This window comes from Rufibacter latericius, from assembly GCF_003721515.1.
Lineage (GTDB): Bacteria > Bacteroidota > Bacteroidia > Cytophagales > Hymenobacteraceae > Nibribacter > Nibribacter latericius.
The window spans coordinates 427,974-453,112 of the sequence record NZ_RJJD01000003.1; the positions used below are offsets into that span (position 1 = coordinate 427,974).

Annotated in this window: 20 protein-coding genes; 8 read left to right on the forward strand and 12 right to left on the reverse strand. The window is 44.8% G+C overall.

Annotated elements, in window-relative coordinates:
• Positions 1–11 precede the first annotated feature (11 nt).
• From EFB08_RS07385 to EFB08_RS07410, 6 genes are all read right to left on the reverse strand, one after another.
• Positions 12–806, reverse strand: coding sequence for a glycosyltransferase (locus EFB08_RS07385; protein WP_123126292.1), 795 nt, complete (start codon positions 804–806; stop codon positions 12–14).
• On the reverse strand, positions 788–1,576 hold the full coding sequence (locus tag EFB08_RS07390; RefSeq protein ID WP_123126293.1) for a class I SAM-dependent methyltransferase: 789 nt from the start codon (positions 1,574–1,576) through the stop codon (positions 788–790). Before EFB08_RS07390 ends, EFB08_RS07385 begins: the two co-directional genes overlap by 19 nt.
• Before the next feature lie 93 nt (positions 1,577–1,669).
• Positions 1,670–4,957, reverse strand: a complete 3,288-nt coding sequence (locus EFB08_RS07395; protein ID WP_123126294.1) for a glycosyltransferase — start codon at positions 4,955–4,957, stop codon at positions 1,670–1,672.
• A 104-nt stretch (positions 4,958–5,061) separates the two neighbouring features.
• Positions 5,062–5,433: a hypothetical protein gene (locus EFB08_RS07400; protein ID WP_123126295.1), complete on the reverse strand. Its 372-nt coding sequence runs from the start codon at positions 5,431–5,433 to the stop codon at positions 5,062–5,064.
• 47 nt (positions 5,434–5,480) lie between these two features.
• A complete protein-coding gene (locus tag EFB08_RS07405) occupies positions 5,481–6,587 on the reverse strand; it encodes a glycosyltransferase (protein WP_123126296.1) in 1,107 nt (368 codons plus the stop codon).
• A gap of 342 nt (positions 6,588–6,929) precedes the next feature.
• Entirely contained in the window at positions 6,930–7,742 is an 813-nt protein-coding gene (locus EFB08_RS07410) for a glycosyltransferase (protein ID WP_165864825.1), read from the reverse strand.
• 276 nt (positions 7,743–8,018) lie between these two features.
• On the opposite strand from EFB08_RS07410, the gene EFB08_RS07415 reads away from it, so the two are divergent.
• The 6 genes from EFB08_RS07415 (at position 8,019) to EFB08_RS07435 (ending at position 14,453) form a co-directional block, all read left to right on the forward strand.
• On the forward strand, positions 8,019–8,801 hold the full coding sequence (locus tag EFB08_RS07415) for an oxygenase MpaB family protein (RefSeq protein WP_123126298.1): 783 nt from the start codon (positions 8,019–8,021) through the stop codon (positions 8,799–8,801).
• 296 nt (positions 8,802–9,097) lie between these two features.
• Positions 9,098–10,090, forward strand: coding sequence for a TIGR03885 family FMN-dependent LLM class oxidoreductase (locus EFB08_RS07420; protein ID WP_123126299.1), 993 nt, complete (start codon positions 9,098–9,100; stop codon positions 10,088–10,090).
• A gap of 296 nt (positions 10,091–10,386) precedes the next feature.
• Positions 10,387–10,887: a M16 family metallopeptidase gene (locus EFB08_RS23765; protein ID WP_227006249.1), complete on the forward strand. Its 501-nt coding sequence runs from the start codon at positions 10,387–10,389 to the stop codon at positions 10,885–10,887.
• Between the two features lie 96 nt (positions 10,888–10,983).
• Complete coding sequence (locus EFB08_RS07425) at positions 10,984–13,212, forward strand: M16 family metallopeptidase (protein ID WP_227006261.1); 2,229 nt, start codon at positions 10,984–10,986, stop codon at positions 13,210–13,212.
• A 412-nt stretch (positions 13,213–13,624) separates the two neighbouring features.
• Positions 13,625–14,038 carry a hypothetical protein gene (locus EFB08_RS07430; protein ID WP_123126300.1) on the forward strand — a complete coding sequence of 138 codons (414 nt, stop codon included), beginning with the start codon at positions 13,625–13,627 and terminating at the stop codon, positions 14,036–14,038.
• 16 nt (positions 14,039–14,054) lie between these two features.
• On the forward strand, positions 14,055–14,453 hold the full coding sequence (locus EFB08_RS07435; protein WP_123126301.1) for a hypothetical protein: 399 nt from the start codon (positions 14,055–14,057) through the stop codon (positions 14,451–14,453).
• A 120-nt stretch (positions 14,454–14,573) separates the two neighbouring features.
• Here the strand turns inward: EFB08_RS07435 and EFB08_RS23770 are convergent, their stop codons facing one another.
• The 3 genes from EFB08_RS23770 to EFB08_RS07455 form a co-directional block, all read right to left on the reverse strand.
• Positions 14,574–15,191, reverse strand: a complete 618-nt coding sequence (locus EFB08_RS23770) for a YqaE/Pmp3 family membrane protein (RefSeq protein ID WP_227006250.1) — start codon at positions 15,189–15,191, stop codon at positions 14,574–14,576.
• Between the two features lie 233 nt (positions 15,192–15,424).
• Positions 15,425–18,034, reverse strand: coding sequence for a PAS domain S-box protein (locus tag EFB08_RS07445; RefSeq protein WP_123126302.1), 2,610 nt, complete (start codon positions 18,032–18,034; stop codon positions 15,425–15,427).
• A gap of 566 nt (positions 18,035–18,600) precedes the next feature.
• Complete coding sequence (locus EFB08_RS07455; protein WP_123126304.1) at positions 18,601–18,993, reverse strand: response regulator; 393 nt, start codon at positions 18,991–18,993, stop codon at positions 18,601–18,603.
• A gap of 395 nt (positions 18,994–19,388) precedes the next feature.
• Here EFB08_RS07455 and EFB08_RS07460 point away from each other — a divergent pair, with 395 nt between their 5' ends.
• Positions 19,389–19,736 (forward strand): TM2 domain-containing protein, encoded by a 348-nt coding sequence (locus EFB08_RS07460; RefSeq protein ID WP_123126305.1) that lies wholly within the window; start codon positions 19,389–19,391, stop codon positions 19,734–19,736.
• A gap of 82 nt (positions 19,737–19,818) precedes the next feature.
• Here the strand turns inward: EFB08_RS07460 and treF are convergent, their stop codons facing one another.
• Complete coding sequence (gene treF, locus EFB08_RS07465; protein ID WP_123126306.1) at positions 19,819–21,423, reverse strand: alpha,alpha-trehalase TreF; 1,605 nt, start codon at positions 21,421–21,423, stop codon at positions 19,819–19,821.
• A 356-nt stretch (positions 21,424–21,779) separates the two neighbouring features.
• Here treF and EFB08_RS07470 point away from each other — a divergent pair, with 356 nt between their 5' ends.
• Positions 21,780–22,076, forward strand: a complete 297-nt coding sequence (locus EFB08_RS07470) for a sll1863 family stress response protein (RefSeq protein WP_123126307.1) — start codon at positions 21,780–21,782, stop codon at positions 22,074–22,076.
• A 524-nt stretch (positions 22,077–22,600) separates the two neighbouring features.
• Here the strand turns inward: EFB08_RS07470 and EFB08_RS07475 are convergent.
• The gene (locus EFB08_RS07475; protein ID WP_123126308.1) at positions 22,601–23,011 is read right to left on the reverse strand and encodes a response regulator; all 411 of its coding nucleotides are present in this window, start codon (positions 23,009–23,011) and stop codon (positions 22,601–22,603) included.
• A complete protein-coding gene (locus EFB08_RS07480; protein WP_123126309.1) occupies positions 22,980–24,869 on the reverse strand; it encodes a PAS domain-containing sensor histidine kinase in 1,890 nt (629 codons plus the stop codon). Before EFB08_RS07480 ends, EFB08_RS07475 begins: the two co-directional genes overlap by 32 nt.
• Between the last annotated feature and the right edge of the window lie 270 nt (positions 24,870–25,139).

The following is a 25,139-nucleotide window of genomic DNA, read 5'->3' on the forward strand; positions in this document are numbered from 1 at the left end:
AATAAGCGATGTTAACTTAATACAGATTCTTTTTGAGCCTTTACAGGCACTTCAAAAGAATCTAAAACAAGCTTGTTGTATTTTAAATAAATCCTGATCAAATCAAATGGTACAGTCAAAAAACTGTTCATTTTTATCTTAGAACCACCTTTCTCTTTCCATTCATTCAAGGGCACTTCAACTGTTTCTTGACAGGTAAGTTCATAACCGATCATATTCCTTAAGCGAAGCCAAAGTTCAAGATCAAAGAGCCACTTTGTAAGAAAAGGATCTTTAAACAACTCTTTCGCGTAATCAACCCTTACTAACTTTAACCCACATTGTGAGTCATAGATTGACAATTTCAGTATTATACTAGCGATTGTAGCGAATGCTCTTCCCAAATAATGTCTAAGAGAACTCCTTTCAATTGTCGCCCCTAATCTTTTGACTCTTGATCCCGCAATAATCCCGTGTCTTAAATTACCATCAAAAAGAGATAAGATGTGATTAAGTTCACTCAGGGGTGCAGAAAAGTCGGCATCGATAAATCCAATATAATCATAGATACCGATTTCTATACATTCTAAATAGGCGCTCCTTATTGCTTCGGCTTTTCCTTGGTTATTCTGCAGATTGATTACCCTAATTCTATCCTCGTTTAATGAGGAAAGATGGGACAAAATCTCTTGAGTACCATCAGAACTTCCATCGTTTACCAAACAAAAGTCAAATATCTTGTTTGAATCAAGGAATTCTACGAATTGGTTGCAATCAAAGCGTAACTCTTCGTTATAACAAGGAATAATTATACAAGTCTTTTGCATACAGCATAATTTGAAAGACCAGGTAGGGTTACTCCTAGCTTTTTCACCAAATCTGACATTTTAAAATCTAAGTAAAGTATATTTTCAAAAACCTTACTTACTAATCTATTACCATCCCAATTCCCAATTCCAGTAACTTCTTTCTCAGGAGTAAACTTCTTTTCTAAAAAAACCTGTAAAAACCTTGGAGCTAAAAGTGACGTAAAGAAGTAACCTGATTCTGCAACTTGAAGACCTGCTTTAGAAATATTTTTACGCAACAGAGTATTATTATATCTTCTATAATGCCCTAAAAATACATCATGTGAACAGAACAATGCTTGATAGGCAGGCACTGTAATAAGAAAGTTTGTTTTTTCATCAACCCTGGGAGACTTAGCTAACTCACTCAGAAGAAGCACATCATCGGAAACATGTTCTATTACATCAAGCAATAAAATTAAATTAACTTTACTTTGAATTTCAGCCTCTGCAGCACTTAGGCTTTGGTAAACCCTAATTTTCCTGTTTTCAGAAGCAAACTCGCTATTGGTTTTAACCAAATAGGCATCATCGTAGTTGATATCTACCGCATAAAAAGAAGCTTCTTTAAATTCCTCTGACAATTCTTTTATCAAATAAGAATCCCCACTTCCTATGTCTAGGATAGTAAGTTCTTTCCCATACTCCTTCTTTAAACCCCTGATAAAATGTTTTATAACTCTTATCCTTGCCAATTCCCAAGGGTGTCTTTTTTGGCTTTTATTTAAAGCTATTTCTCTTAAATCCATATTCTAATTCTTTGCAACCCTTTAAGCTACTGAAAGCGAGAGAACTCTTTTTTTATTTGATTTTACACCAACTAAACCTATCAAAAACCATTATCAAGCAAAGTTTTTGGTGGTTTCAAGCACTTCTTTTAGCACCTTACTTACTGCCTCCTTGTAAAAGAACTCTTTGATATAATTGACTTCCAATCTACTTAATTGCTTTAAGGCCTCTTCCGACTGGTAATACTTTACAACTTGTTTTGCAAGTTGATCTGCTTCATTTTCTGGCCTGATAAAGGAAACATCTCCTGGCAAACCATCAACTCCATCAGTTGTGGTTACCAAAGGCACCCCAAAATGCATTGCTTCGACTAGCTTTCCTTTTACCCCTGCACCATAGCGTAATGGAACTACCACCATTCTAGCCTCTTGATAGGCACGTTCCAGCTCTTCATCACTTACAAAGCCTTTTACAAGGATTTCTGGAGAATTCAACTCTTTTATTTGTTCTATAGGGTTAGAACCGATAATGATGAATTTTGCCTCAGGGATTTCTTTCTTTATACTAGGCCACACCTCTTTCGCAAACCATAAGACTCCATCTACATTAGGTTTGTGCCCAAAGCCACCTACGAATAGGAGATCCCTTCTTTTAGAGAAGTTCAGAACAGGTTCATTTAAGCTATTGTAAATAAAAGGCCTAATTACATGTACATTGTAATTAGGGCTTAAAGCTGCAATAATCTTTTTTTCTTCTTCGCTAGGCGTTAGAATAATATCACTGCGATCAAACAGAAACGTTTCCGTCTCCTTCCATTTTTTGGCTTCCTTTAGAATAGCAGGGTCTTTTTCTACCTCATACCTCCTCTGTTCTCTTAAAAAATGCAAGTCATGACCATAATATAGAATCTTGGCATTTGAATTCTGTTTTATGAATTCAATATACTTTATAGAAATATGTGGCCGGTTTAAATAGATGTAATCAAATTTGTCACTGTTTTCCAAAAACCATTGCTGCCAATTCTCATGCCACCAAAGGCCATAAAGCACTTCAACCCCCATTTGCTGAAGCACCGAGGTGTACGGCTCATGCTTGTAAAAATTATCTCCCAGAAACTTGACATTATAACCCAGGCTCACTAGAAGTTCTAGATAACCAAAGGTGGTTCTTGACCCGGCATCTTTGTCATATTGCGGCACATAATGGTCAATCATGAGCACCGTTTTCTTTTGGCCGCTTCTTTCACGAGCCCAGAAGACGTTTTCCGCATTAGGAAATTGGTCTCTTTGTAAAACCGTCTTCCACTTCTCAAAAAACTTTTGATTATTGATCTTTTGGTATTCCTTAATAGAACTGATGGCACTTTGTTCCCTATCATTCCCGTGAGAATACCCTTCATAGTGGATCACCTCAGACAAAGGTTGGTATATTACCTTATAACCTTTCTCTCTAATAGCGAAAGCTATATCTGAATCTTCACAGTAAGCAGGTATGTAGCGCTCATCAAAGCCGCCAAGTTCGTCCCATAGACTTTTCCTAATGATGATACTGGCTCCAGAAACGTAGTCTACTTCTTTTACATAGTTAAATTGAGGCAAATCTGGGTCTTGTCTATGCCCAAAATTCCAACCAGAAGCGTCATTCCAAATGATCCCACCTGCCTCCTGCAATCGGCCATCAGGGTAAATTAACTTTGAGCCGGCCATCCCAATGGAAGCATCTTTCTCCATTAGATCTGTAAGAGCAATTAGCCAACCAGGTTGTACTTCGGTGTCGTTATTCAAAAACAACACATATTTCCCTTTAGCAAAAGTGGCTGCATTGTTACAATTCTGCAGGAAACCCAGGTTCTTTCCGCTTCTAATGGGTTTAATGTTCCTGATGTAGTTCTCTATGTTCTTTGTTTCATCCGTGGAGCCATCATCGGCCAGGATTACCTCATAACTGACTCCAAGGGAATTTTCTTTAATTGAATGAATGCACTGGTAGTTCATTTCCCAAGCATTGTAGGCTGGGATAATGATAGAAACTAGCGGATTCTCAAATAAAGGCAATTCAAAAGGAGTGTATGTGATTTTTTTGATCGGCTCCTTTTGAAGGCCCCCTACCTTTTGACCAACTCTGGGGGATAAGGTAATTACCTCATCTTCTTTCTTCCCCCGAATGGAATTGATGGCCTTTTTTAGAACTCTGTACCTATTTGAATTCTCGGGTAAAGCCTTCCCTTTCAGATGGTAGTAAACACTCAACAGCTTCCAGCCCTCGGAAACATAGATTTCCTGAAGTCGCCCAGATAAAGCATCAATTTCCTGGTATTGGCTGTGTATTTTTTGTTTCAGCCCCTGAACGGTTTGTTGGTTGTCACTAAGTTCTGCGGAAAGCTGAGCTATCTTCTGCTCATGCCGGGTATTTTCCTCTTTTAAAGCTAAAAGGTCTTGTAAAGTCTTTTGAAAAAGTAATTCTTTCTCCTGGAAAGAGACCTCCATTTGGAGCCTTTCACTTTTTAGATTTTTAACGGCTTCGGATTGAATTGAAAGCTCATCCTGAAGGCTGTGGATATAGGTATTTTTCTCTAGAACTTCTTCATCCAAAGATTTACCCCACGCACCTAGTTCCAGGATATGGGCTTCATTATGGGTTATCTTATCGGTTACGTCTAGGTAGTTTTTATTTACATGAAAGACTACCGAGGTAATATCTGATGCCTCCTGGGCCGGAGTGTCACTACAAACAGAGATCAGGTATTTTCTAGATGGGGAAATGGGGGTCTTCTTCCAATCGCAAACCTTTATGGAACGTGAGGCCGAGGAGTTGGGAGCAGTGATGGCACTAACAATTTCAAACCCTTGGTTAAAGGTTTCTACGTTCTTGAAATAGGAAGCCAGGAACTGATGAAATTCATCTGAACTAAATTCCTTCACATGAAATTCGTTCTTGTAAGAATACCTTTCAGAATAGTTAACTCTATCGGGTGTAGAAATTATAAGTCTACCTCCCTCTTTCAACACCCGTTTTACTTCCTTTAAGAAAGCGTTTTGAGTTGCTTCATCAACATGCTCAATTGTCTCAAAGGAGATAACAATATCTACAGAACTATCTGCAAGGGGGATCTTTTCAACTGAGCCTTGTAGGAAGCTAAGGTTTTGAAGTTTACTTTCATAAGTAGATTGAGCATACTCTACACTGGTGGGGTCAATATCAACCCCAAAAACTTTCTTAGCTTTTTTAGCCAGGATATTTGATCCGTATCCCTCGCCGCATGCAATATCTAAGACTATTTTATCTGTAACTTGGTCTAATACTGTGTAATACCGGTGAAGATGCTCTACACCAATTTCATCATTTAACAACTCACTACTTGGAATAAATCTCTCGCCGGTAAACTCCACTTTTGAAAACACTTTGATTGAACAGCAATTACTTTAGTAGTTGCCTTTTGAGCTTGACTCTTCTTATAAAAACGAGGCAAAAGGAAAGACATGAACCCTTAAAAAGAAAGATGGAATTAAAACAACTTCTCTAAAATTCTTTGTTTGATGGTTCCAAGAAAACTTCTTTGTTCGTACGTTCTCTTGTACCACTCTATATCTTGTTGTTTTCTCACGAGTTCATTGATGAGCTTTCTATTCAACTGTCGGTTGCCTTCATTGTTCCTTTCCACTTGGGCAACTTTCAGATTCAACTCTTCAATGGCTTTGTTCTTCTCTTCTAAGGCAATTTTTAAGGTATTTATTTCCTGTTCTTTCTTATCAAGCAAATCCTGTTTACTCGATAACTCCTCTAAGAATTGAAGTTTGATAAGGTTTAAGGTATGATGGATACTTTCTAAGGAATCAGATTCAGGTATAAGCCTCTTAATTGGAATCAAATCGTTCATTTATTTAAACTTTAATAGTATTCTAAAAAATAACCTTCTGTTACTTATCAATCTTGCACTACTGTTCTTTCAAAACTCTGGTAAGTAGTTTTATATTGTTGAAAATTCATATTTACATCGAAATTAGAACTACAGATATCATATGAATATTCCCCCATGACAGTCAACATTTCCTGATTATTAAAATAATCTAGGATCTTGGCAATCCCCTCAATCTCATTACTAAAAACATCGCCGTTAAGCCCAGTTCTGATAATATCAGAATTCCCGACACAGTCACTCAGGAGCACGGGCTTCCTTAGCGCTAAAGCCTCCAGAACACTAAAGGAAAGTCCTTCAAACAGGGATGTGGAAATAAACACATCGGCTTGCCCTACCATTTCTTTGATGGTCTGGGGATCTTGCCAACCTGTTACAATGATATTCTTAGAATTCAAAGCCGCCCTTTCATTTCCATCACCGGCCCATATGAATTCTATTTGCTCGTAATCTTCAAAAAATGAGGCAATACTATTGAATAAGGCAGGATTCTTTTGTGCCTCGATCCGTCCGGTAGTGATTACCTGGAATTTCTCTTTTTTGACTTGAAGCGTTTTTGAGCCTGAGGTTTCTTTTAAGGACACCCCGTTGTTGATGAAACTAGCGTTGATGCCTATTTTCTGATACTCATTCAATTCTGAAGCAGAGCAGCAAACCACTTTCCCGCCTACCCCATTTCCAAACTTTTCAATTTGCTTAAACAAAAAGTTAGTTACTGGGTTACCAGATGAAAGAAAAGGTGCACCATTTGGAGTGTAGACCACATTCTTTATACCTGCCATCCTGCAGGCTACCCTTCCTAAAAGTCCACTTTTAGAAGAATGCAGATGCACAGCATCCACAAAACCTCTTTTAGAAAGCCTTTTAAGAATGTAATGCAGCTCTGTAAGCGCCAGAAAATCTTTGAAGGGATTTATGGACCGTTGAACCGATTTCCATCGAATGAAGCGCACGTTCTGTTTAGGAAAGGTTCTCTTCACCTCCTTGGCAGACATAACCTGCTTCCGTTCACCGTGAATGATGATATGCAGGTCTTCTGGCATTGTCTCTGTAAGTGACTTTACAAAAACAGCTACTCCAGAGGCAAAGGGTTCAATGACGTGTACTATTTTCATTAGCCTGGGGGATACAGAACTAAAACTTACTATTGTTACTTTAAAAAGTAATGTACCAAAGATAGATAATATTCCTTACAACCATAAAACCTTGGCAGAAATACTATTCTCTATTTTTTAAAGGTACTTTTTGTTCTTATCCATTGACATAAACAAAAAACTTATCTTTTTCTATTTTATTTTATTTACTTCATAATAACCTTGATACTTTTCAAGTATGCTTTATTGATATTTCCTTACAACATGATTGGTAATAAAATCATTCAATTCCCTATTAGTAGTAGCATTTGTTTTTTATTACAGAACCTCAGCCACTATTTTTTCTACCGAGGTTTCAGCCTTCTATTTACTTACTTTATTCTTCAAAAGCAGAACCAATTTATAAGGAATAATTCTCATTCCCAGCAACTTACAAGTTCCAAGCAACTTCTTTAAGGAATTACTTCCGTAAACTGAAACTACTTTCTGTCTGCCTTGTAATTGCTGCCGGCGGTTAGACATGGAAATACCGTTTGGGTTTAATTCGCAGATAACTAAAAATTCATCTAAAATCGCTCCATTTGTTTTGTGCAACATTTCAAAAAACAGGGCATAATCCTCAACAAATGGATAATCTAAAGAATATCCGCCAGTTACCTTAATTAACTCTGCCCGGAACATGACCGTTGGGTGAATGAAAACATTTCTGAAGTACATTTCTGAAATTATTTCAGCATGGCTGGTAGGAGTGGTATAGGTGTATTTGAAACCAGCATCTGGGTTTTGAAAGATACACCAGGTCCCAAGTAGCCCAACGCCAGGATTTTGGTCCAGAAACGTTACTTGCTTATAGAACCTCTCCTTCTGGCACGTATCGCCACAATCTAACCGGGCAATATACCTTGGCTTAAGATGATTGCTAATCCATTGCAAGCCAGCATTTAACGCCTTAGTTATTCCTTGATTGTGGGGCAACCTGACCACATAAATCCTAAAACCTGTTTCATTGAAAGAGGGCAACAGTTCTTCCTGCACCTTTATACTACTGCCGTCATCCACCACCACCACACATAATTTATCCAGAGGATAAGAGATGCTTTGCAAAGACTTCAACAAGCCCCCTAAGTTATTATAACAGGGAATAAGCACACAAACATCAACTTCGGGATTTAACACGGGGTAGGAAGGTTCAAAAATTTAGTATTGGATACTCTACTGTATAATGGAATAAATCAACTTGTATATAAAATTGTAGCTTTTAACAAAGGTATAGCCCTTAGATGTGGGACACAACAGATTTTCCATTTTGGAGAAATGACCTTTCTCATTTAGTATATAAATTGCTTAAACTGAGAGTAGAAACATTTATCCACAAAGTACCTACCCCAAAGAAAGGTCCCTCGTATTTCTGGAGAGCACAGGAATAAAGGTACCGCAGCGAAACCCAAAGTCATGACGAAGCAGAAAACCAACCAGTATTTTGTAGAAAAAGGATCGGTGGTGCGAGAAATCTGGGGGAAAGGCGACACCGTGCTTTTCATTTTTGCGGGAGCATCGGCTGAGTTTGCGCTGAATAAGGCGGTGGATTGGCTCTACTTTACCGGGCGTCTTCCGGCCGATCCATTGGGTAGGCTTTTTTCAACCGTAGCGTATGCCCGGCAGATTGTGTACTCTTCCACCGAAATGGCCCATAAAACCATCGACAAAATGGCCAGCATCCACTCGGCGGTTGAAGCCAAACGCGGGACCTCCATCCCAGATTGGGCGTACCGAGATGTGCTGTTCATGCTCATTGACTATTCTATCCGGTCTTTTGAGGTGATGGAACGGGAACTCACCACGCAGGAAAAAGCAGAGGTGTTTTCAGTTTTTTACCGCGTAGGTGATCGCATGGGCCTACAAGGCCTTCCGCTGTCTTTCGAAGAATGGCTTCTAATGCGGGAAGAGCATTTGCAGCAAGACCTGGTCATGAGTTCCTATACCCATGATCTGTTTCTTCAATACCAAAAGCACTTGGGCAACCTGAGGTACCGATTACTTCTGGAAGCCCAGATACTGGTAGTGCCCCCCCGGGTGAAGGAACTACTCGGTTTCCGGAAAATATCTCTTATCACGCCTCTCCTCCAAGGGTACAAAGTCAGCAGACACCTGAAACTGGACTGGTTTCTGAAATCAATTATTCTACCCACCGCCTATAAAAAGGAGATTCAGGATTTAGATCAGGAGCCTGATTAGAATTAACAGTTACTTCTGTTGAAGGGCATCAAATCTTAAAACTGTTTTAGAGCCCTTTTCCGTAAACAAGGCCTAAAGCGTTCATTTACGATGAGTCTATCCTGATAACCCCTGCCTTACCAGCCCGTACATCTCTGGAAAGAAGAAAAGCAACGTGCTCCTTGTTTGACTTGCCAGTAAGGTTCCTTTTAGGCTATTGAAAACCGGGCAAAATTCTCTTTTAAATCACAAGAAGAACTACCATTATTTCTGGCCAAGAATACCTTAACGCCAGCATTCCTAAAGTTTGACCTACCATGGAAAAGAATGACATCACCATTGGGTACCACGCCTCGCATGAGCAGTTTAAACCGAGTTATTTACTGACTTTGGTGCAAAAAGCGGAGCAGGCCGGGTTTGGGAACATTCTTTCTTCGGATCACTTCTATCCCTGGAGCGAAAATCAGGGTGAGAGCGGGTATGCCTGGAGTTGGCTGGGAGCGGCCATGCATGCTACCGCTTTGCCGTTTGGAGTAGTCTCCGCCCCGGGGCAGCGCTACCACCCTGCTGTGGCGGCGCAAAAGGTGGCTACTCTCTGCGAAATGTTCCAGCATCGGTTCTTTATAGCGGCGGGTAGCGGGCAGTTTTTAAACGAACGAATAACCGGGCAGCGTTGGCCTAACAAACAGGAACGGAATGAGCGCCTGAAGGTCTGCGTGGACATCATGCGGGCGCTTTGGCGGGGAGAAACCGTGACGTATAAAGGATTGGTGGAAGTAGAAAACGCCAAGCTCTACACGCTTCCGGGATACACGCCTCCGGTACTAGGCGCCGCTATCACTCCAGAAACAGCCGAATGGGTGGGCGGTTGGGCAGATGGCTTAATCACCATATCTAAACCGCCTCAGGAACTGCAGGAAGTGGTAGATGCCTTTAAAAGAGGAGGCGGCGAAGGAAAACCCATGCACCTGAAGGTTCAGCTATCCTATGACAAGTCTCCGGAGAAAGCCCGGCAGGGAGCGCACGAGCAATGGCGGAACAACGTTTTCCCCTCTTCCCTCCTCTCAGATATTCCCACGGTAAAAGGGTTTGATGCCGCCGGCAGTATGGTAAAACCAGATGAATTGGAACCGCACGTACGCATCTCTGACAGCGCGCAGCAGCACTTAGATTGGCTAGCCCAGGACCTGGAACTCGGGTTTACAAACCTGCACCTTCACAACGTGAACCTGGAGCAAGAACAATACATAGAGTTTTTCGGGGAGAGGGTCCTGCCGGAGTTGTATAAAATCGCAGGTCAGACAAACTAATCTCATCTCTGGGCAGCAACGGTGTTTAAAGGCCGTTTTCTACAAATTAGGCCTAAAACACAGTTGCTGCCCGTAGCCATTTTCATCCTTCTTCTATCCTTTTCCTTAGATTTCTAGGCTTTCTCCCAAACTTATTCCCTGGCTTAAGTGCTGCACCTGGATCAAAATAATCGCTTCTCATCTGGGCTTTCGGTATTTTAAAACTCTGTTACCTTTGTCTTGGCGGTAGAGAAGCACTTGCTGTGCTCACCAGTGAATCATCAATCAAACCGCTTCATACAAAACCTAACCCCTTCATGAAATTTCACCATCGTATTACCTTATTGCTCCTTACAGCGTCCGTGCTGCTGTCTTGTCAGCGGCAAAGCGCCTCCAAAACCGCTAAACCAGACCTTCAGGTAGATTTTGAGAAGTTCACCCTGGACAATGGCCTAACCGTGGTCTTCCACGTGGACAAATCAGATCCGGTGGTGGCGGTGGCCCTCACCAGTCACGTGGGATCGGCAAGGGAAAAGGAAGGCCGGACCGGATTCGCCCACTTATTTGAGCACCTGCTGTTTCTGGAGTCGGAGAACCTAGGAAAAGGCGGTCTTGACAAGATGAGCGCCCGCATTGGCGGTTCAGGGGCCAACGGATCTACCAACCGCGACCGTACCAACTATTACCAAACCGTGCCCAACGACGCGCTGGAGAAAATGATTTGGGCCGAGGCCGATAAACTAGGTTTTTTCATCAACACCGTCACGGAGCAGGTGCTTTCTAAAGAGAAACAAGTGGTGAAAAACGAGAAGCGCTAAAGCTATGACAATGCTCCTTACGGCAACACCTCTTACGTCATCGACCAGAACCTGTACCCCAAAGACCATCCGTACCACTGGCAGGTAATCGGGTCGCTGGAGGATCTTCAGAATGCCACCCTAGCCGATGTAAAGGAATTCTATCATCGCTGGTACGTGCCCAACAACGTTACTCTGGTAGTTTCAGGCGACTTTGAACCTGCCCAAGCCAAAGCGTGGGTGCAGAAATATTTCGGGGAGATCAAAAAAGGCGAAAAGATCCCGGCTCTGGAGAAAAAACCGGTGACTTTGGCGCAGACCAAAAAGCTGTACCACGAGGATAATTTCGCCCGCTTACCTGAATTGACCATGGCCTGGCCTAGTGTCTACACCTACCATAAAGATTCCTACGCCCTCAGAACCCTGGCCACTTTGCTGGCCGATGGCAAAAAGGCGCCGTTCAACAAACTGATCGTAGATGAGAAACAATTGGCAGGCCGGGTGAACATGTACCAGAGCAGCGCCGAGTTGGCCGGTCAATTCATGCTGAGCGTGCGGGGCTATGAAAAAGTGGACTTGAACCAGGTACACGCGGCCGTAGAAGAGGCTTTCCTGAAGTTCGAGAAAGAAGGCTTCTCAGACGAAGACCTCAACCGGATCAAGACCGCCCAGGAGGTAAGCTTCTACAACGGGTTAGCCAGTGTGCAAGGCAAAGGGTTCCAGTTGGCCCAATACCAGATTTTCGCGGGTGACCCGGGGTTCATCAGCAAAGACATCCAGAACATGTTGGCCGTGACCCGGGCAGATGTGATGCGGGTGTATCAGCAGTACCTCAAAGGAAAACCCTACGTGGTTACCAGTTTCGTGCCGAAGGGCCAGGCGAATCTGGTACTTAAGGGCTCACAGAAAGCCAGCGTGGTGGAAGAGAAGATTGTGGAAGGTGCCGAGGAAAAGTTCGATGCCTCAGCCAAAGCCGATTATCCGCGCACGCCTTCCAGCTTTGACCGCACGGTAGAACCGCCTTACGGCAAGTCCCCTGAAACCAGAGTACCCAACGTTTGGGAAGGAAAATTAGAAAACGGCCTCAAAACGCTGGGCATTGTAGACCGCGAGGTGCCGCTGGTACAGTTTAACCTGCGCTTGAACGGCGGCCTGCTGCTGGAAGACTCCTCCAAAGTAGGGGTCTCTAACCTGCTTTCTGAACTGCTCCTGAAAGGCACTAAAAACAAGACCACCCAACAACTGGAGGAAACCATGGAAGCGCTGGGTGCCTCCATCAGCATCAATGCCAGCGAGGAAGGCTTTACCATCAGTGGCCGTACGTTGGCCCGAAATTACGGTCCCACCATGGCCTTGGTGCAGGAGATTCTACTGGAGCCCCGCTGGGACGAGCAGGAATTCAAACTGACCAAACAGCAGGTGACCAGCCAGATAAAACAGCAGAAAGCCAACCCCAACTCCCTTGCGGATAACAGCTTCCGGAAGCTGCTTTTCGGGAAGGAACACATTCTGTCACGCAATATTCTGGGCACCGAGGCCTCGGTACAGGTCATTACTTTAGCTGATCTCCAGAAGTACTACGCCGCTAACCTGTCACCTTCGGTGGCTACGTTCCAGGTGGTGGGCGCCGTGGACCAACAGGAAGTCATGAACTCGTTGGCCGGCCTGAACCAGAATTGGAAAACCAAAGAGGTGCGGTTCCCGCAGTACCAAACACCAACGGCCCCTGCTGCCTCTAAGGTGTACTTCTATGATGTACCTGGCGCGAAACAGTCGGTGTTGCGGTTTGGGTATATGGCGCTCCCGGCTACGCACCCAGACTTTTATTCCGCACAGGTGATGAACTATATTCTGGGTGGCGGCGGCTTCGCTTCGCAATTGACGCAACAACTCAGAGAAGGCAAAGGCTATACCTACGGTATCAACTCCTCCTTCTCGGGTTCTTCCCTTCCGGGCCCTTTCGTGATCCAGAGTGGAGTAAGGTCCAATGTCACCTTTGAGTCCGCCGATTTGATCCGGCAGATTCTGCAGAACTACGGACCTACCTTTTCGGCGCAGGACCTGGAGGTTACCAAGGGTTTCCTGATCAAGAGCAATGCACGGGCCTTTGAGACCATGAGTGCCAAATTGAATCTGCTCAACAACATCAGCACCTACGGCTGGCCCAAGGATTACGCCAAACGCAGAGAGGCACTGGTGAAGGAGATGTCGCTAAACCAAATCAAGACACTGGCCGGCCAGTATGTGAACCCGAACAAAATGTACTACCTGGTCGTGGGCGATGCGGCCACGCAGTTGAAGAAACTGGAGCAACTGGGTTTCGGGAAGCCAGTCCTATTAAACTAATTTCAGTCCTCTTTTTCTTACTACAGCGGCCCCTTCTGGTTTATAAGAAGGGGCCGCTGTTTTTTGGGCTATTTTCAGAAAACAAGTCGTAAACGCATCCTTCAGAAAGCCTTTCAAACCATGGGTAATGTTTCAGGTTTGTTTTCCTGAAACCAGCCCTAAAACTTAGGGAAAGCATCAGATATCTCCATTATAACCTAACCTAGACTTTGGCTAACTCTTGATCCTAATAAGTTGATAAAAAATGATTCTTCGAAAGCGGAATCAAGCTCTTACCTCAGAAGCGCCTCTGCTTTTTGCTGACATTTTAAGAAGGCTTTTAGGGTGAATATATTCAGACTTTCTTTTTAAATCTTGAATTGAAAATTAGTATATTTGAATATAAACAAGGCCTCTTTTCAGGTGTACTCTTATGCTTCTTTACCAAGACAGTATTTTGCAGCTTGAATATGATCCGGCTACGGATATCCTGGAAATGGAATGGCCCGACCTAGAGCCAGCCCAATTGCCCGAGGTGAAACAGGCCTTGAAAGTAATGGTGGAAACCGTCAGGGATTATGACGTGAAAAAGCTGCTGGTAGACGGTAGCAAGTCCTCCGTTTCTATCTCAGACGAGGAAAACACCTCCTTGGTGCTCAAACTAGCGCAAGACTTTACCGCCACCAGATTGCAGAAGATAGCCCGGGTAGAGTCTACTGATCTGAAAACAGAAACAAACGTAGCCGAAAACCACCATAAAATTCAGCAGAGCATGGTCATCAATTTCCAGATGCTGAATTTCCCGGATCGATCTACCGCTTTGGCCTGGCTGAAATCTGCCTCCTGATTTTCTCTCTGAAGCAATGCACAACCGCACGTTACTCCAAGAGCCCCACCTCAACATCAGACTAGATTTACTCACCGACATTCTGCGCGTGGAATGGACCGGGCCACAAACCGAGGAAACGGTGAAGGACGGATGTGAGAAAATACTCAAGCATGTAGCCAGCACCAGAACCTCCAAGGTGTTAAACAACAATTCCCCGGCAACCGGCAACTGGTCTGGAGCCGCTGATTGGGCCGCTAAAATCTGGTTCCCGGCTCTGCACAAAGCAGGGGTTAAGTTTTTCGCCTGGGTTCTCTCTCCAGAGCTCTACAGCCAACTTTCTACCAAGGAAACCCTGAAAAACAACATCAAAGGCATCCTTGTCCTCAGTTTTGAAGAAAGAGACCCCGCCGAGAACTGGCTGAAGGTAATGTAATACTCCTGATTTTAGGTTTCTTTTAGTTTTTTGCCCCAAAAACGATAATCAAAGTAAAAGGCCCCGGCGTTTGCACCGGGGCCTTTTACTTTGATTATCGCGAAGCTTTACCGATGTTCCTTAAATGGTATCGGTGACCACCAGCAGGGCGTAAATAACTCCTGGCAAGAAAAACAGGATGGTCAATAAAAGGCTTATCCAGAACCGGCTCCCAACTTCCCCTTCATGCAGGAAAACCGCCAGTGGTGGCAGCAAAATGGCCAGGATAATCTCTACCACATCACTGGCTTCGTTTGCATCACGCAGGGAATTTTTCAGGTCTTTCCTGAACTCCTTCTTCTCCGCTTTAGTCATGTTGGCCAGCCTACCTTTTACTGCCTCCAAGGCCGCGTCTTCCTTATCGGTCAGAACGGGTTGGGGAATGTTGGTCACCTTAGTTTCCTTAACCGCTTTTCGGGTTTCAAACAAAACAGGTTCGGCCGCTTTGGTGGTGGCCTCCAAGGTTGGCTCCGCCGCCTTGGCTACGGTTATCTCCGGGGTAGCGGTGATTACTTTTTCAATTGGGGCTGGAGGGGTACTTTCCGGAACGGTGTTCACGGGCTCAGATTTTGCCACCCCACGGTGATAGGTTTCAGGATTGGCCGAGGAGAACCGGTAATACTCTTTTGAACTGCAGGAAAACAGAAACTGACCTAGGAGGGCAACAAGAACAAACTGGAGTAGACCTTTGAATTTCATAGCACTAAAAATTAGGTGAAAAGAAAACGTTTTGCCTGTCACTTCTTTCCAAGCTTTTCATCCGGCTTGTTAAAGAAAGGGGCAGATCTGAACGCACCTACTTTTGTACTATAAATATCTCTCTTTTGTTATAAATAAAATTTAAATATAAAATCTGCTTAATAGAGACAGCCTTATCTACTCCCTGCTTTAGGGGTGTTTTCTGAAAAACAGGCCCAAAGCAGGGAGTAGGGTTAGGATTTTACGCCGGCCACTTCGCCCGGAAGAAGAATCTCTACCTGGGTTCCTTCGTTCAAGCGGCTTTTCATTTCAATGGTACCGCCCATACTTTCCACATGGGTTTTAACCAGGAACAGACCGATGCCCCTTCCTTTCTTGTTGTTGTGGAAACGCTTGTACAGCTTGAAGATGTTATCGCCGGCTTTCTCCATGTCAAAGCCCGACCCGTTGTCTGAAAAGTCAAGGCGTAAGCCTCCACTTGCATTTGGCTGACATTGGATCTTCACCTGCAGCACTCTTGCCTCTGACCGGTACTTAATGGCGTTAGAAAGCAGGTTGTAGAAGATGCTGTAGATATAAGCCCGGTTGGTGTTAAGTCTGATACCCGGATCAATGTCTACTATCAACTCCCCTTTGTGGTGCGCCAAAGATTCCATGAAGTACTGCCGTACCTGGTCAAAGACCTCTGCCAAACTCACCATCTCCCGCTCCAAAATGTCTTGCTGATCTCTGAGCGATAGAATCATGTTCAGGTCGCGCAGCACGGTGTCCAATTTGAACACACTGGACTTGAGGTGTGCCAGTGACGTATCATACATCTCTGAATGCTTGTCCAGTTTGGTCAGAAAATCGGCGAGGCCCATGGCGTTGGCTACCGGTGCCCGCAGGTTATGCGACACGATATAGGTGAATTGCTGAAGGTCGCGGTTCTGCCGGAAAAGGTCACGGGTCATCTCCAGTTGGCGCTCTTCGGCCTCTTTCCTGAAAGTGATGTCTTTCTGGATCACAATATGCTGGGAGATGACGCCTTCTTCGTTGAAAATGGGCGTAAAATCCATGGAGATCCATACTTTCTCCCCGTTCTTACGGTAATGGAGAACCATGGCATTGAAAGGATTTGCCCGCTGGAGTTTCTCTTCAATTTGTTGTCCTACCGTCAAGTCAGACTCAGGGCCTTCCAGGAAAGTGCTGAGTTGCTGTCCTTTTGCCTCCTCAAAAAGATACCCGGTATTGCGGGTGAAGGCACTGTTCACCCACTCAATTCTACCCCTCGGATCTGTGATGATAACTCCGTTGGAGATTTTACTTGCTACCAGCGAGAGTTTTTCCCGCTCCTGAATGGCCCGCACCCGGTCTGTGATGTCAGAAAAGTACACCGACAGTCCTTCGTCTGATGGGAAGGCTTTTACTTCCAGCCAAATATCTGACTCTTCCAGAAACGCCTCAAACTTGATGGATTGCCCCGTGTTCAGGGCTTTCTTATAGAAATGGTAGAAGTTGCTGTTTATCAGCGCCGGAAACACTTCCCAGATGGTTTTGCCCAGGCAGTCTTGTTTTTCAACCTGCAACACCCGCTCAAATTCGGAGTTGACTAGCTTAAACCGCCAATCCCGACCCAGCATGAAGAACGCATCGGTGATACTCTCAAAAACGGTTTGCAGGGTCTCGGCTTGCTTCTTTATGATGGCATGGGCGGCGTTTACCTCAGACACATCCTTGGCGATGGAGTGCACCCCAATCACTTCTCCGTTCACCTCCAGAGGAATTTTGGTGATGTTCAGGCTGATGCTTTTAGCTTCCCCTGGAACAGATGTCGCTTCCTGAGGTATATCTAAATCGAAGTTAATGATATTCCCTTGAAAGGCGTCTTCCAGATGCTGCATGCACAGGTTCAGTCTATCGGGAGGAATAAAATCACAGAAATGCTTTGTAAGGGCCTCTTCCTTGGAAAAGCCCAGGTAATTCAGGAACCTGGGGTTGGCGTCCAGTATTTTACCGGCTCGGTCTTCAAAGGTGACCAGGTCTGGGTTATTGTCAAACAACGACCTGAAACGGCGTTCGCTCTGCTCCAACTGCAAACCAGCCAGCTTTCTCTCAGTAATGTCTCTGGAACTTACCACTAGGGCTTTCACGGCGGGGTTCTTTAACTGGTTGCTGGCAATGGCCTCGATCCATCGCCACTCCCCGTTCGCCGCTTTGAACCTGATATCTGGCACCTGGATTACCTCATCTTTCAACAATTTCTCCAGGGCAATTTTGACCAAGTCAACCTCATCTGGGTGGATCAGGTCGAACACATTGCAGCCTACCAGTTGCCATGGCTCATATTGCAACAGCCGGGTTACGGCGCCCTCTACATACAGATACTCGCCTGATTCGCTCAGCAGCCCGATCATATCAGAACCGTACCGCACCACTGTGCTGTGCCACTCATCTTTCTCCAGCAGTTTTTGTTGGGCTTCTTTCTGGTCGGCTCCGTTTCTTCCCAGGCAATACAGCACCCGGTCTTTTTCGGACCAAACCGCCGACCAGGAAATGGGGATCTCGGTCCCGTTCAGATGCAGGTAATGGCACAGGAAATTCTTGGCCGGCACCCCGTCCATGACATTCCGCACCACTTCAAGGGTACTGGTTTTGTCTTGAGGAGCTACAAAATCAATGAACTTTTCCTGCAGTAATTCTTCTACCTTATACCCCAATGCTTGTTCACTGGTGGAACTTACGTAGATAAACCTCCCCTCCTCATCAATCGCGCAGAGAAGGTCAGAGGTAAAACTGGTGACTTTCTCTATGATTCTGCGATTCCACTGCTCTTCTGTAGAACCCACCTTTTTGAATTTCACTGCTCGGTTTAAGTAAATTGCTGTGATGCAAGTTACATCAATTTAACTCCATAAATAGCATTATTGCCACACTAGCTTCAGCAATAATTAATTATACAATTTTAAATATATTAAATGCTGGTTTTTGAGAAAACGTCCTTAATGCTATTTTCAGAACCATCAATAGATCAAAGGCTTAGTTCTTGAATATACATTTTCTCCGATGCTCTATTCTACAATCCTTGGACTTAGATATAACAATTCAAACCAAGCCTCATTTCTTAGGACTTGAACTTTAAGAAGGCGTGGGCTTGCTGGTCAGGAAAGTGAAAAGGAGGTTTTAAGGCCAACTGCTTGCAGAATACGCGACAGATTCACTTTGCCACGAAGAAGAAAGAAAGCGATTATTTAACCCACCAGAGGGTACAGAAATACCTGCCGGAACTGAAGCCCCCAAAGACACCTTGTTTTCTATGGAGTTTACAGAGAACACTCCAGAAAAAGGCATACCCTTTAAGAAAGGTAATCCAGAAGGTCTTGGTAAACCTGCCTTTTTAACTTCTTACCTAACCAAAGGAATGCTGGGGCTACAGTTCTGCCACTACTTTCCTGAAATCATGTTCGTTCAGGGGTTTCTGAAGGCAGGTAGTGATGCCCAAGGCGCGCATCTGGTTCATATCAGATGCCGTAGAAGAAGTAGACAGAACCACAATTTTGGTAGAGGTGCCCTCCACCAGGGGAAGCCGGTAATATTCTTCCAGAAAAGAAAAACCATCTAACACCGGCATGTTGATGTCCAGCAAAATAAGGGAAGGGAAATCGGCGGGATTTTGCAGGCCCTGCAAGTAAGACAATCCTTCCAAGCCATTTAACGCTACTATCACTTCCTCCGCTATACCGGTTTCTTCTATCACCGTTTGGTTAAGGAAATTAGTGATCTCGTCATCCTCAATGAGCAAAATGGACTTAACTTTCTTCACCTGGAATCAAATTCAAATTAGGAGTGGTTTTCTTAATGTAAATTAAACACAAACCGAGGAATAAATACGTACATTTTTCCCAGATTCTACTTTTAACCTAAAAAAACACCTACCACTTTCTCCCCAAAAATGGATTCTGCTTGCTGTTCTGGGCATAGTGTTGTTTAACCGAAGCATGAACTTAAAATGATAGCAGATCAAGAAGTACTCTTTCAAAGGTACTCTTGAAGCTATAACGCTGTATCCCGCCTTACATTTATGGCAGAACCTGACTTTCACTTCCTACCAATACACAGAGAACCAGCAATTTGCCTCTTCCAAATCCATAACCCTTCCCTACTGAAATTTAAAAGAAAAAGGTATCTTAGACCTCTAACCAGAAAAGGCTTACCTCTATGGCAAACGCTACCAATATTCTACCTGATTCCTTTCTTTACCAACTCCCTGACTTGGTCCGGATGGACCTCCCTACCCTGCCGCCACAAACCCAGAATGACTTTTTCACCCAATATGTACAGCGGAAGAAATCAACTGGCTTTGCATACCTGCTATGGGTGTTCTTTGGGTTACACTATGCCTACGTGAACCGATGGGGGCTGCAGTTCCTTTTCTGGATCACGGCAGGCGGTCTGGGCATTTGGTGGCTGGTAGATCTCTTTAGAATGCCGGGCATTGTACGCCGTTACAACCATAAGCAGGCTTTGGAGTGCCTGGGCTCTGTAAGAATGATGCACGGGGTATAGAACCCGATTCTCGTTTTAGGGTCATTTTCTTAAAAACGACCGTTAAACGAGCATCAGGTTAAAGCTGAAAAGAAACTGAAAATTATCTAAACTTCTGGTTCTTTTGGATCATGAGCAGTTTCAGCAGAACCCCGTTCGTCCACCCAAATCCGTCTTGGTTGGGGTATTCACCGCCCCCACCCTCGGCCCCGGGTTTTTCCACGTTATATTTCTCGGTCAGTTTTCTGGTTTGCTCGAATACTTGAGTGTTCTGCTTAATCCAGTTTGCGGCGATGGTGTTGGCCAGATCATGGTGTTTGTAGGCCCTGAGGCCTTGAATGCTCATCCATTGCAAAGAAGCCCAGCCGTTGGGAGCATCCCACTGCTGTCCTGAGTGGGTCAACGTTGCCGGTAAGCCGCCCTGCTGAAGGAAATCTCGTTGCAGTTTCTCAGCCACTGCTTTTGCCTGGGCTTTATAAGCCATACAGAAAAACAGCGGTGCTACCCCAGCCAACGTGGGAATGTTGGTGGTCTTTTGCCGAGTGAAATCATAGTCATAGAAAAACCTATCCTCCGGGTTCCAGCAATACCTAAGCAAGGCCTCTTTGCGCTGTTCCGCTTTCCTCCGATACACTTTTTCCCTGGCTTTGTTTTTCTGGAGTTCAGCCATGTCTGCCAACGTGATTTCCATGTGGTAGAGCAACGCGTTTAGATCAACGGGCACCAGTTGCGTGGTTCTGATGGTCTGCAACGACTTTTGGTCCAGGAACCACCGGCTACTGAAATCCCATCCCGATTCAGCGGCCGCCCTGATATCACGGTAGACTTCCTGCGGATTTCGGCCTGAGGTTCGGGCTATTTCCACGTCTTCTTTGTAGGCCTCGGGGCGCGGGGAGGGATCATCGTCCCAGTATCGGTTCAGTAAACGCCCATCCGGCATCCGGACCACCCTTCTGTGAGCAGGCTGTTTTTCAGAAAGGCTGTCTTGACCTTGCATCCAAAAGGCATATTCTTTCTGGAGGGCGGGTTCATAGGCTTTCAGGATTTCAATTCCTTTTTCCTGGGCCAGCACCCGCAGCATCAAAGCATAAAACGGGGGCTGGGAGCGACTAACGTAATAGCTTCTGTTGCCGTTAGGAATGTGCCCGATGGTGTTGATGAGGAACGTAAAATTATCAACCATGCTCTGAATAAGGGAAACTTGCTTGCTCTCCTGCAATCCCAGCATGGTGAAGTAACTGTCCCAGTAATAAATCTCCCTAAATCGGCCGCCAGGTACTACATAGGCAAATGGCAAGGGAATCAGCGAACTTTGTTCTGCCTTGGGCTGGCGGGTAAGCACCGGCCAAAGCTGGGTAATGTGCTGGTCAATGGGCAGAGAGGAGTTGGAGGTAAATTGGGTAGCCGGCTCCTGAGGCAAGGAGAAATTCCTTACCACGAAGGCTTTCAGATCGAACCCAGGTTTTCCTTTCTCCCGGGCGTAGGCTTGCAGAATCTGGTCTGGTGTTGTCAAGGGCTTACAGTCCGGGAAGGTTTTGGAATCTGGGAAAACAGGGGCCAACTGCACATCCCTGAACAGTTCGCCCAATTCTTCATGCGGCCTGAATTGCGCCAATCCAGCCTGGGCCCATCCCCAGAGCAGAGCAAAAAGAAGGAAAAAGAAGTTTCTGGAAATCGCCCGTGAAGGCAGGGAGAATGGGTGCTTCATCAAGAAAGTAATTTGTCTGCCCCTTCTTACGCAGGAGTCCTAACCGAAGGATGCACCTGTCCTGCCTTTGAATGGCAGAGAAGCAGATTTAAACCCATTTTCAGGGAATTGGCCTCAAAACAGCGGCTTAGATTCTTCTTGGCGCAGAAAGAAAGGAGCAAGATTAACCTAAGGGAAAGGCTTTAATAAGTGGTGTTGGTTTTTTGGTGTTTTAAACCGTAAACCTAACAATTGACTTAGAGGCTTTTAAAAGCCTTTCCATTTAAAACAGGAAGTCACTTCAATAACCAGACAAAACATTTTTGGCTTACCCAAGTACTTTAAAAGCAAACAGTACCCACTAAACCTACATCACTATGGATACATACAACTTGAGACCCGAGAACATGCGGGCCCCTGAACACCTGAATGAGAAGGAGATACGCAAAAGTTTAGAGGAATTAGATGGGAAGATAAAGGTTCTTAAAGGCCGGGCGCACGCCACTACCGCCGATTCCCAGAATACCTACCATGAGCATATTGCTGCCCTGGAAGCCAAACGCGCCTTGATCGCCCAAAAACTAACCAACACCTCAGATGCTACCGATAACACCTGGCAAGACATCAAACGCGGGTTAGACGACCTAACCGATGGCATCAAAAAGCTCTTTTAATTACCCTTTATTGACAAGTCTCGCCATAAGTTAAGCTTGAACCTGGCCTTAAGCCTATCATCTTCTGGTTTTAACTTTAACCACAGAGGAATTAAGAAAACTGAATACGTTCAAAGAATTAACGCCAGATGAATCTTATTTGACTGAAAGCCTGTGTACGTTCAAATCCCTTCATCAATAAAAGGTGTTTAAGGGCTGCTTTTCTGAAATTGGCCCCTAAACACCTTTTATTGGAAATGACTTCTTCCCTTCGAAAAGATTTACCACCCCTTTTCTAAACTAGGTTCCACTCCTTGATAAGCGCGAGTTACCAACCTTGGTTTAGGCCCGTTTTCCTAAAAGGAGCCTAAAAACGACCTAGATTAAGGAGCAAGACAGTCATAGAAGTAATCTACTTTATAGGTTGTAACCCCGGCTTAAGGCTTTTTAAGCTTTCAACTAGCGGGGCAACTTAGAAAATAGAAAAGGAGCCTTGGTTTCTGACCAACGCTCCCTTTCTATAAGGTATTCTTACCTTAACTGGCTCAGGTAGTAGAATATTGCTCTGAGATGATTTGCAGGATATCAGTGGTTAGGGGTTTTGAGAAGAAGTCGTTCACCTCTGAGAGATTGCGGGCATGGGTGATGTCGTTTTTGTCCACCGCCGAAGAAAGCACAAACAGGAGGCACTTTTCGGTCAGTTCCAAGGGCAATTTCCGGTATTCTTCGATAAACTCCCATCCATCCATGCCGGGCATGTTGATGTCCAGGAAAATGATTTCGGGGAAATCCTGCGGGGCGTCCTTCACAACGGCGCTTAAGGTATCCAAAGCTTCTTCGGCCCACAGAAAGCTGCTCACGTTCTCTGCAAACTGCTGGCTTCTGATCACACTTTCGCACAGGAAATTGTGAATCTCATCATCATCAATTAAGAAAACTCTCTGGTATTTCGTCATTTTTTGGCGCTACTTGAAAATAAACTTTAAAGGTGGAGCCTTTGCCTACCTCACTCTCTAAATCTACCCACCCGCCCATGGTCTCAGCCTGGGTTTTAATCATGTGCAAACCTAACCCTTTGCCTTCAATTTGGGGATGAAAACGGCGATAAAGTCCGAAAACTTTTGTTCCCTGCTTTACCAAATCTATCCCTAACCCATTATCCTGGATTTGCAGGCACAAATAACCGTCTGAAATTACTGTATTAATATGGATTTCCAAGGGACGGTCCGAGGCTTGGTACTTGATGGCATTGGTAATCAGGTTCAGAAAAATACTGTGCACATATCCTTTCACCCCTAAAACAGTTTTTCCTTGGGTAAAATCAACGGAAATCCCGGGGGAATATTTTACCAGCTGACCGGCTACACTTTCTCTTACCTCGGAAAGGATTTGCTGCAAGTCAACTTTCTCCAGGGATTGCTCGGATTTGCTTCTAATGGTCAGGATATCGTTCAGGTCCCGGATGGTAGTATCCAGCCGCTGGGTGGTCCGTTCCAATTTGGTCATCAGCACCGCGTTCATGGGATCATCCAGGTTCTGGCGGTTATAAAGATTGATAAGCCCCACAATGTTGGCTACCGGGGCCCGGAGATTATGGGAAACAATATAGGCAAACTGCCGGAGGTGCTCGTTTTGGCGACTCATCTCCTCGGTGAGTCTGGCCTTTTCAGCTTCGGCTTGTTTTCTCTCGGCAATTTGCCTGATCGTGGCGAAACTATACGTTTCCTGCTCAAATTTAAAATAGTTGAAGTGAACCTCCACCGGATGCAGTTGCCCATCCCTGGCCTTGAACACGGTCTCAAAGCTCATGCTCTTGAGGTTCTCGAACTCGGCCCAACGGTGGGGCCAGCTCTTTTCATCAAGTTCAGGCACAATGGCAAACAACCGGAGCGTAAGCAATTCTTCTTCGAGGTAACCCAGCAAACTACAGGTTGCCCGGTTCACCCGCATAATCTGCGCATCTGCCCGGGTCCAGAGGAAAGCATCGGAGGCACGCTCAATAGAAAAATCAGCGAAGCGAAGCTTTTCCTGAATCTGTTTCCGGCGGGTGATGTCATTGGCGCTTCCGTCAATTCTGACCATTCGGCCCTCTTCATTTAGCTGGGCAGTGCAGCGGGTAATCAACCATTTCTCCTCTCCAGAAGCCGCCTGAATCCGGTATTCTAATTGATACTGCTCCCGCGAGGTCCGTATCTTAGGCAAAGATTCTTCAAACAAACTTCGGTCAGCGGGGTGCACCAGGTTAAACCAAAGGTATTTGTCTGCATAAAACTGGCTAGGAGCGTATCCCAGAATGTGGAGGCACTGCGGACTGATGTAGGTCATTTCCATTTTCTCGTTGAAGGAGAAAACCACCTCTACCATATTGTTCAGGATGGAATGGGCATATTGCTCTGCCTCGGCCAGTTGCTTTTCGGCCAGTTTACGGGCGGTTATATCATGAATAACTACCAGGCGCTCGGGACCGCTACTGCTTTGCCTTGAAAGTTCATGGGAAACGACTTCAACGTGCAAAAGAGCCCCATCTTTCTTCACATGGATCCACTCCCCGGCATAATGGAGCGTTTCCCGTGAGCTGTTCACAACCTCTAATACCTTAGAAAGATGGTCTGCCGGCCGAATATCTTTGATGGTCATCTGTAGAAATTCATCCCTTGAGAAACCATACAGGTTAAGGGCTGCCGCATTCACCATCAAAAACCGGAGGCTTTCTGTATCATACACCCACATAGGCAGCGGGTTATGATCAAATAAGATACGGTAGTCTTCTAGCTGGTAAGTTACCGGAAGCTCATCTGAAGAATTTACTTTCATTCGTTTATTGATTTCTTCCCTGTCTTTTACTGTTTTACCCACAGTGTGCAGGCCAAGGCATCATCTTTCCAGAATACAAACAAAAACGGCAACCTTTTTCAGGATTATAGCATTTTTTGTGGGAAGGAAAATTTGACTTTTAAAATTACCACGATAATTTAGTTTCTCCAATAAATATCACTCTGCCTTTACTTAAGCTTCCTCTTCAAGAATCTCTCACCTTTGACAATGATCTTCTATATATAAAATTCAGCTATTTTTTTCTATTAA

What these genes read in the sequence shown, in the direction of transcription:
- EFB08_RS07385 (WP_123126292.1), bottom strand. Translation starts at nt 806, where the DNA reads ATGCAAAAGACTTGTATAATTATTCCTTGTTATAACGAAGAGTTACGC.
- EFB08_RS07390 (WP_123126293.1), bottom strand. Translation starts at nt 1,576, where the DNA reads ATGGATTTAAGAGAAATAGCTTTAAATAAAAGCCAAAAAAGACACCCT.
- EFB08_RS07400 (WP_123126295.1), bottom strand. Translation starts at nt 5,433, where the DNA reads ATGAACGATTTGATTCCAATTAAGAGGCTTATACCTGAATCTGATTCC.
- EFB08_RS07405 (WP_123126296.1), bottom strand. Translation starts at nt 6,587, where the DNA reads ATGAAAATAGTACACGTCATTGAACCCTTTGCCTCTGGAGTAGCTGTT.
- EFB08_RS07415 (WP_123126298.1), top strand. Translation starts at nt 8,019, where the DNA reads ATGACGAAGCAGAAAACCAACCAGTATTTTGTAGAAAAAGGATCGGTG.
- EFB08_RS07420 (WP_123126299.1), top strand. Translation starts at nt 9,098, where the DNA reads ATGGAAAAGAATGACATCACCATTGGGTACCACGCCTCGCATGAGCAG.
- EFB08_RS23765 (WP_227006249.1), top strand. Translation starts at nt 10,387, where the DNA reads ATGAAATTTCACCATCGTATTACCTTATTGCTCCTTACAGCGTCCGTG.
- EFB08_RS07430 (WP_123126300.1), top strand. Translation starts at nt 13,625, where the DNA reads ATGCTTCTTTACCAAGACAGTATTTTGCAGCTTGAATATGATCCGGCT.
- EFB08_RS07435 (WP_123126301.1), top strand. Translation starts at nt 14,055, where the DNA reads ATGCACAACCGCACGTTACTCCAAGAGCCCCACCTCAACATCAGACTA.
- EFB08_RS23770 (WP_227006250.1), bottom strand. Translation starts at nt 15,191, where the DNA reads ATGAAATTCAAAGGTCTACTCCAGTTTGTTCTTGTTGCCCTCCTAGGT.
- EFB08_RS07460 (WP_123126305.1), top strand. Translation starts at nt 19,389, where the DNA reads ATGGCAAACGCTACCAATATTCTACCTGATTCCTTTCTTTACCAACTC.
- treF (WP_123126306.1), bottom strand. Translation starts at nt 21,423, where the DNA reads ATGAAGCACCCATTCTCCCTGCCTTCACGGGCGATTTCCAGAAACTTC.
- EFB08_RS07470 (WP_123126307.1), top strand. Translation starts at nt 21,780, where the DNA reads ATGGATACATACAACTTGAGACCCGAGAACATGCGGGCCCCTGAACAC.
- EFB08_RS07475 (WP_123126308.1), bottom strand. Translation starts at nt 23,011, where the DNA reads ATGACGAAATACCAGAGAGTTTTCTTAATTGATGATGATGAGATTCAC.
- EFB08_RS07480 (WP_123126309.1), bottom strand. Translation starts at nt 24,869, where the DNA reads ATGAAAGTAAATTCTTCAGATGAGCTTCCGGTAACTTACCAGCTAGAA.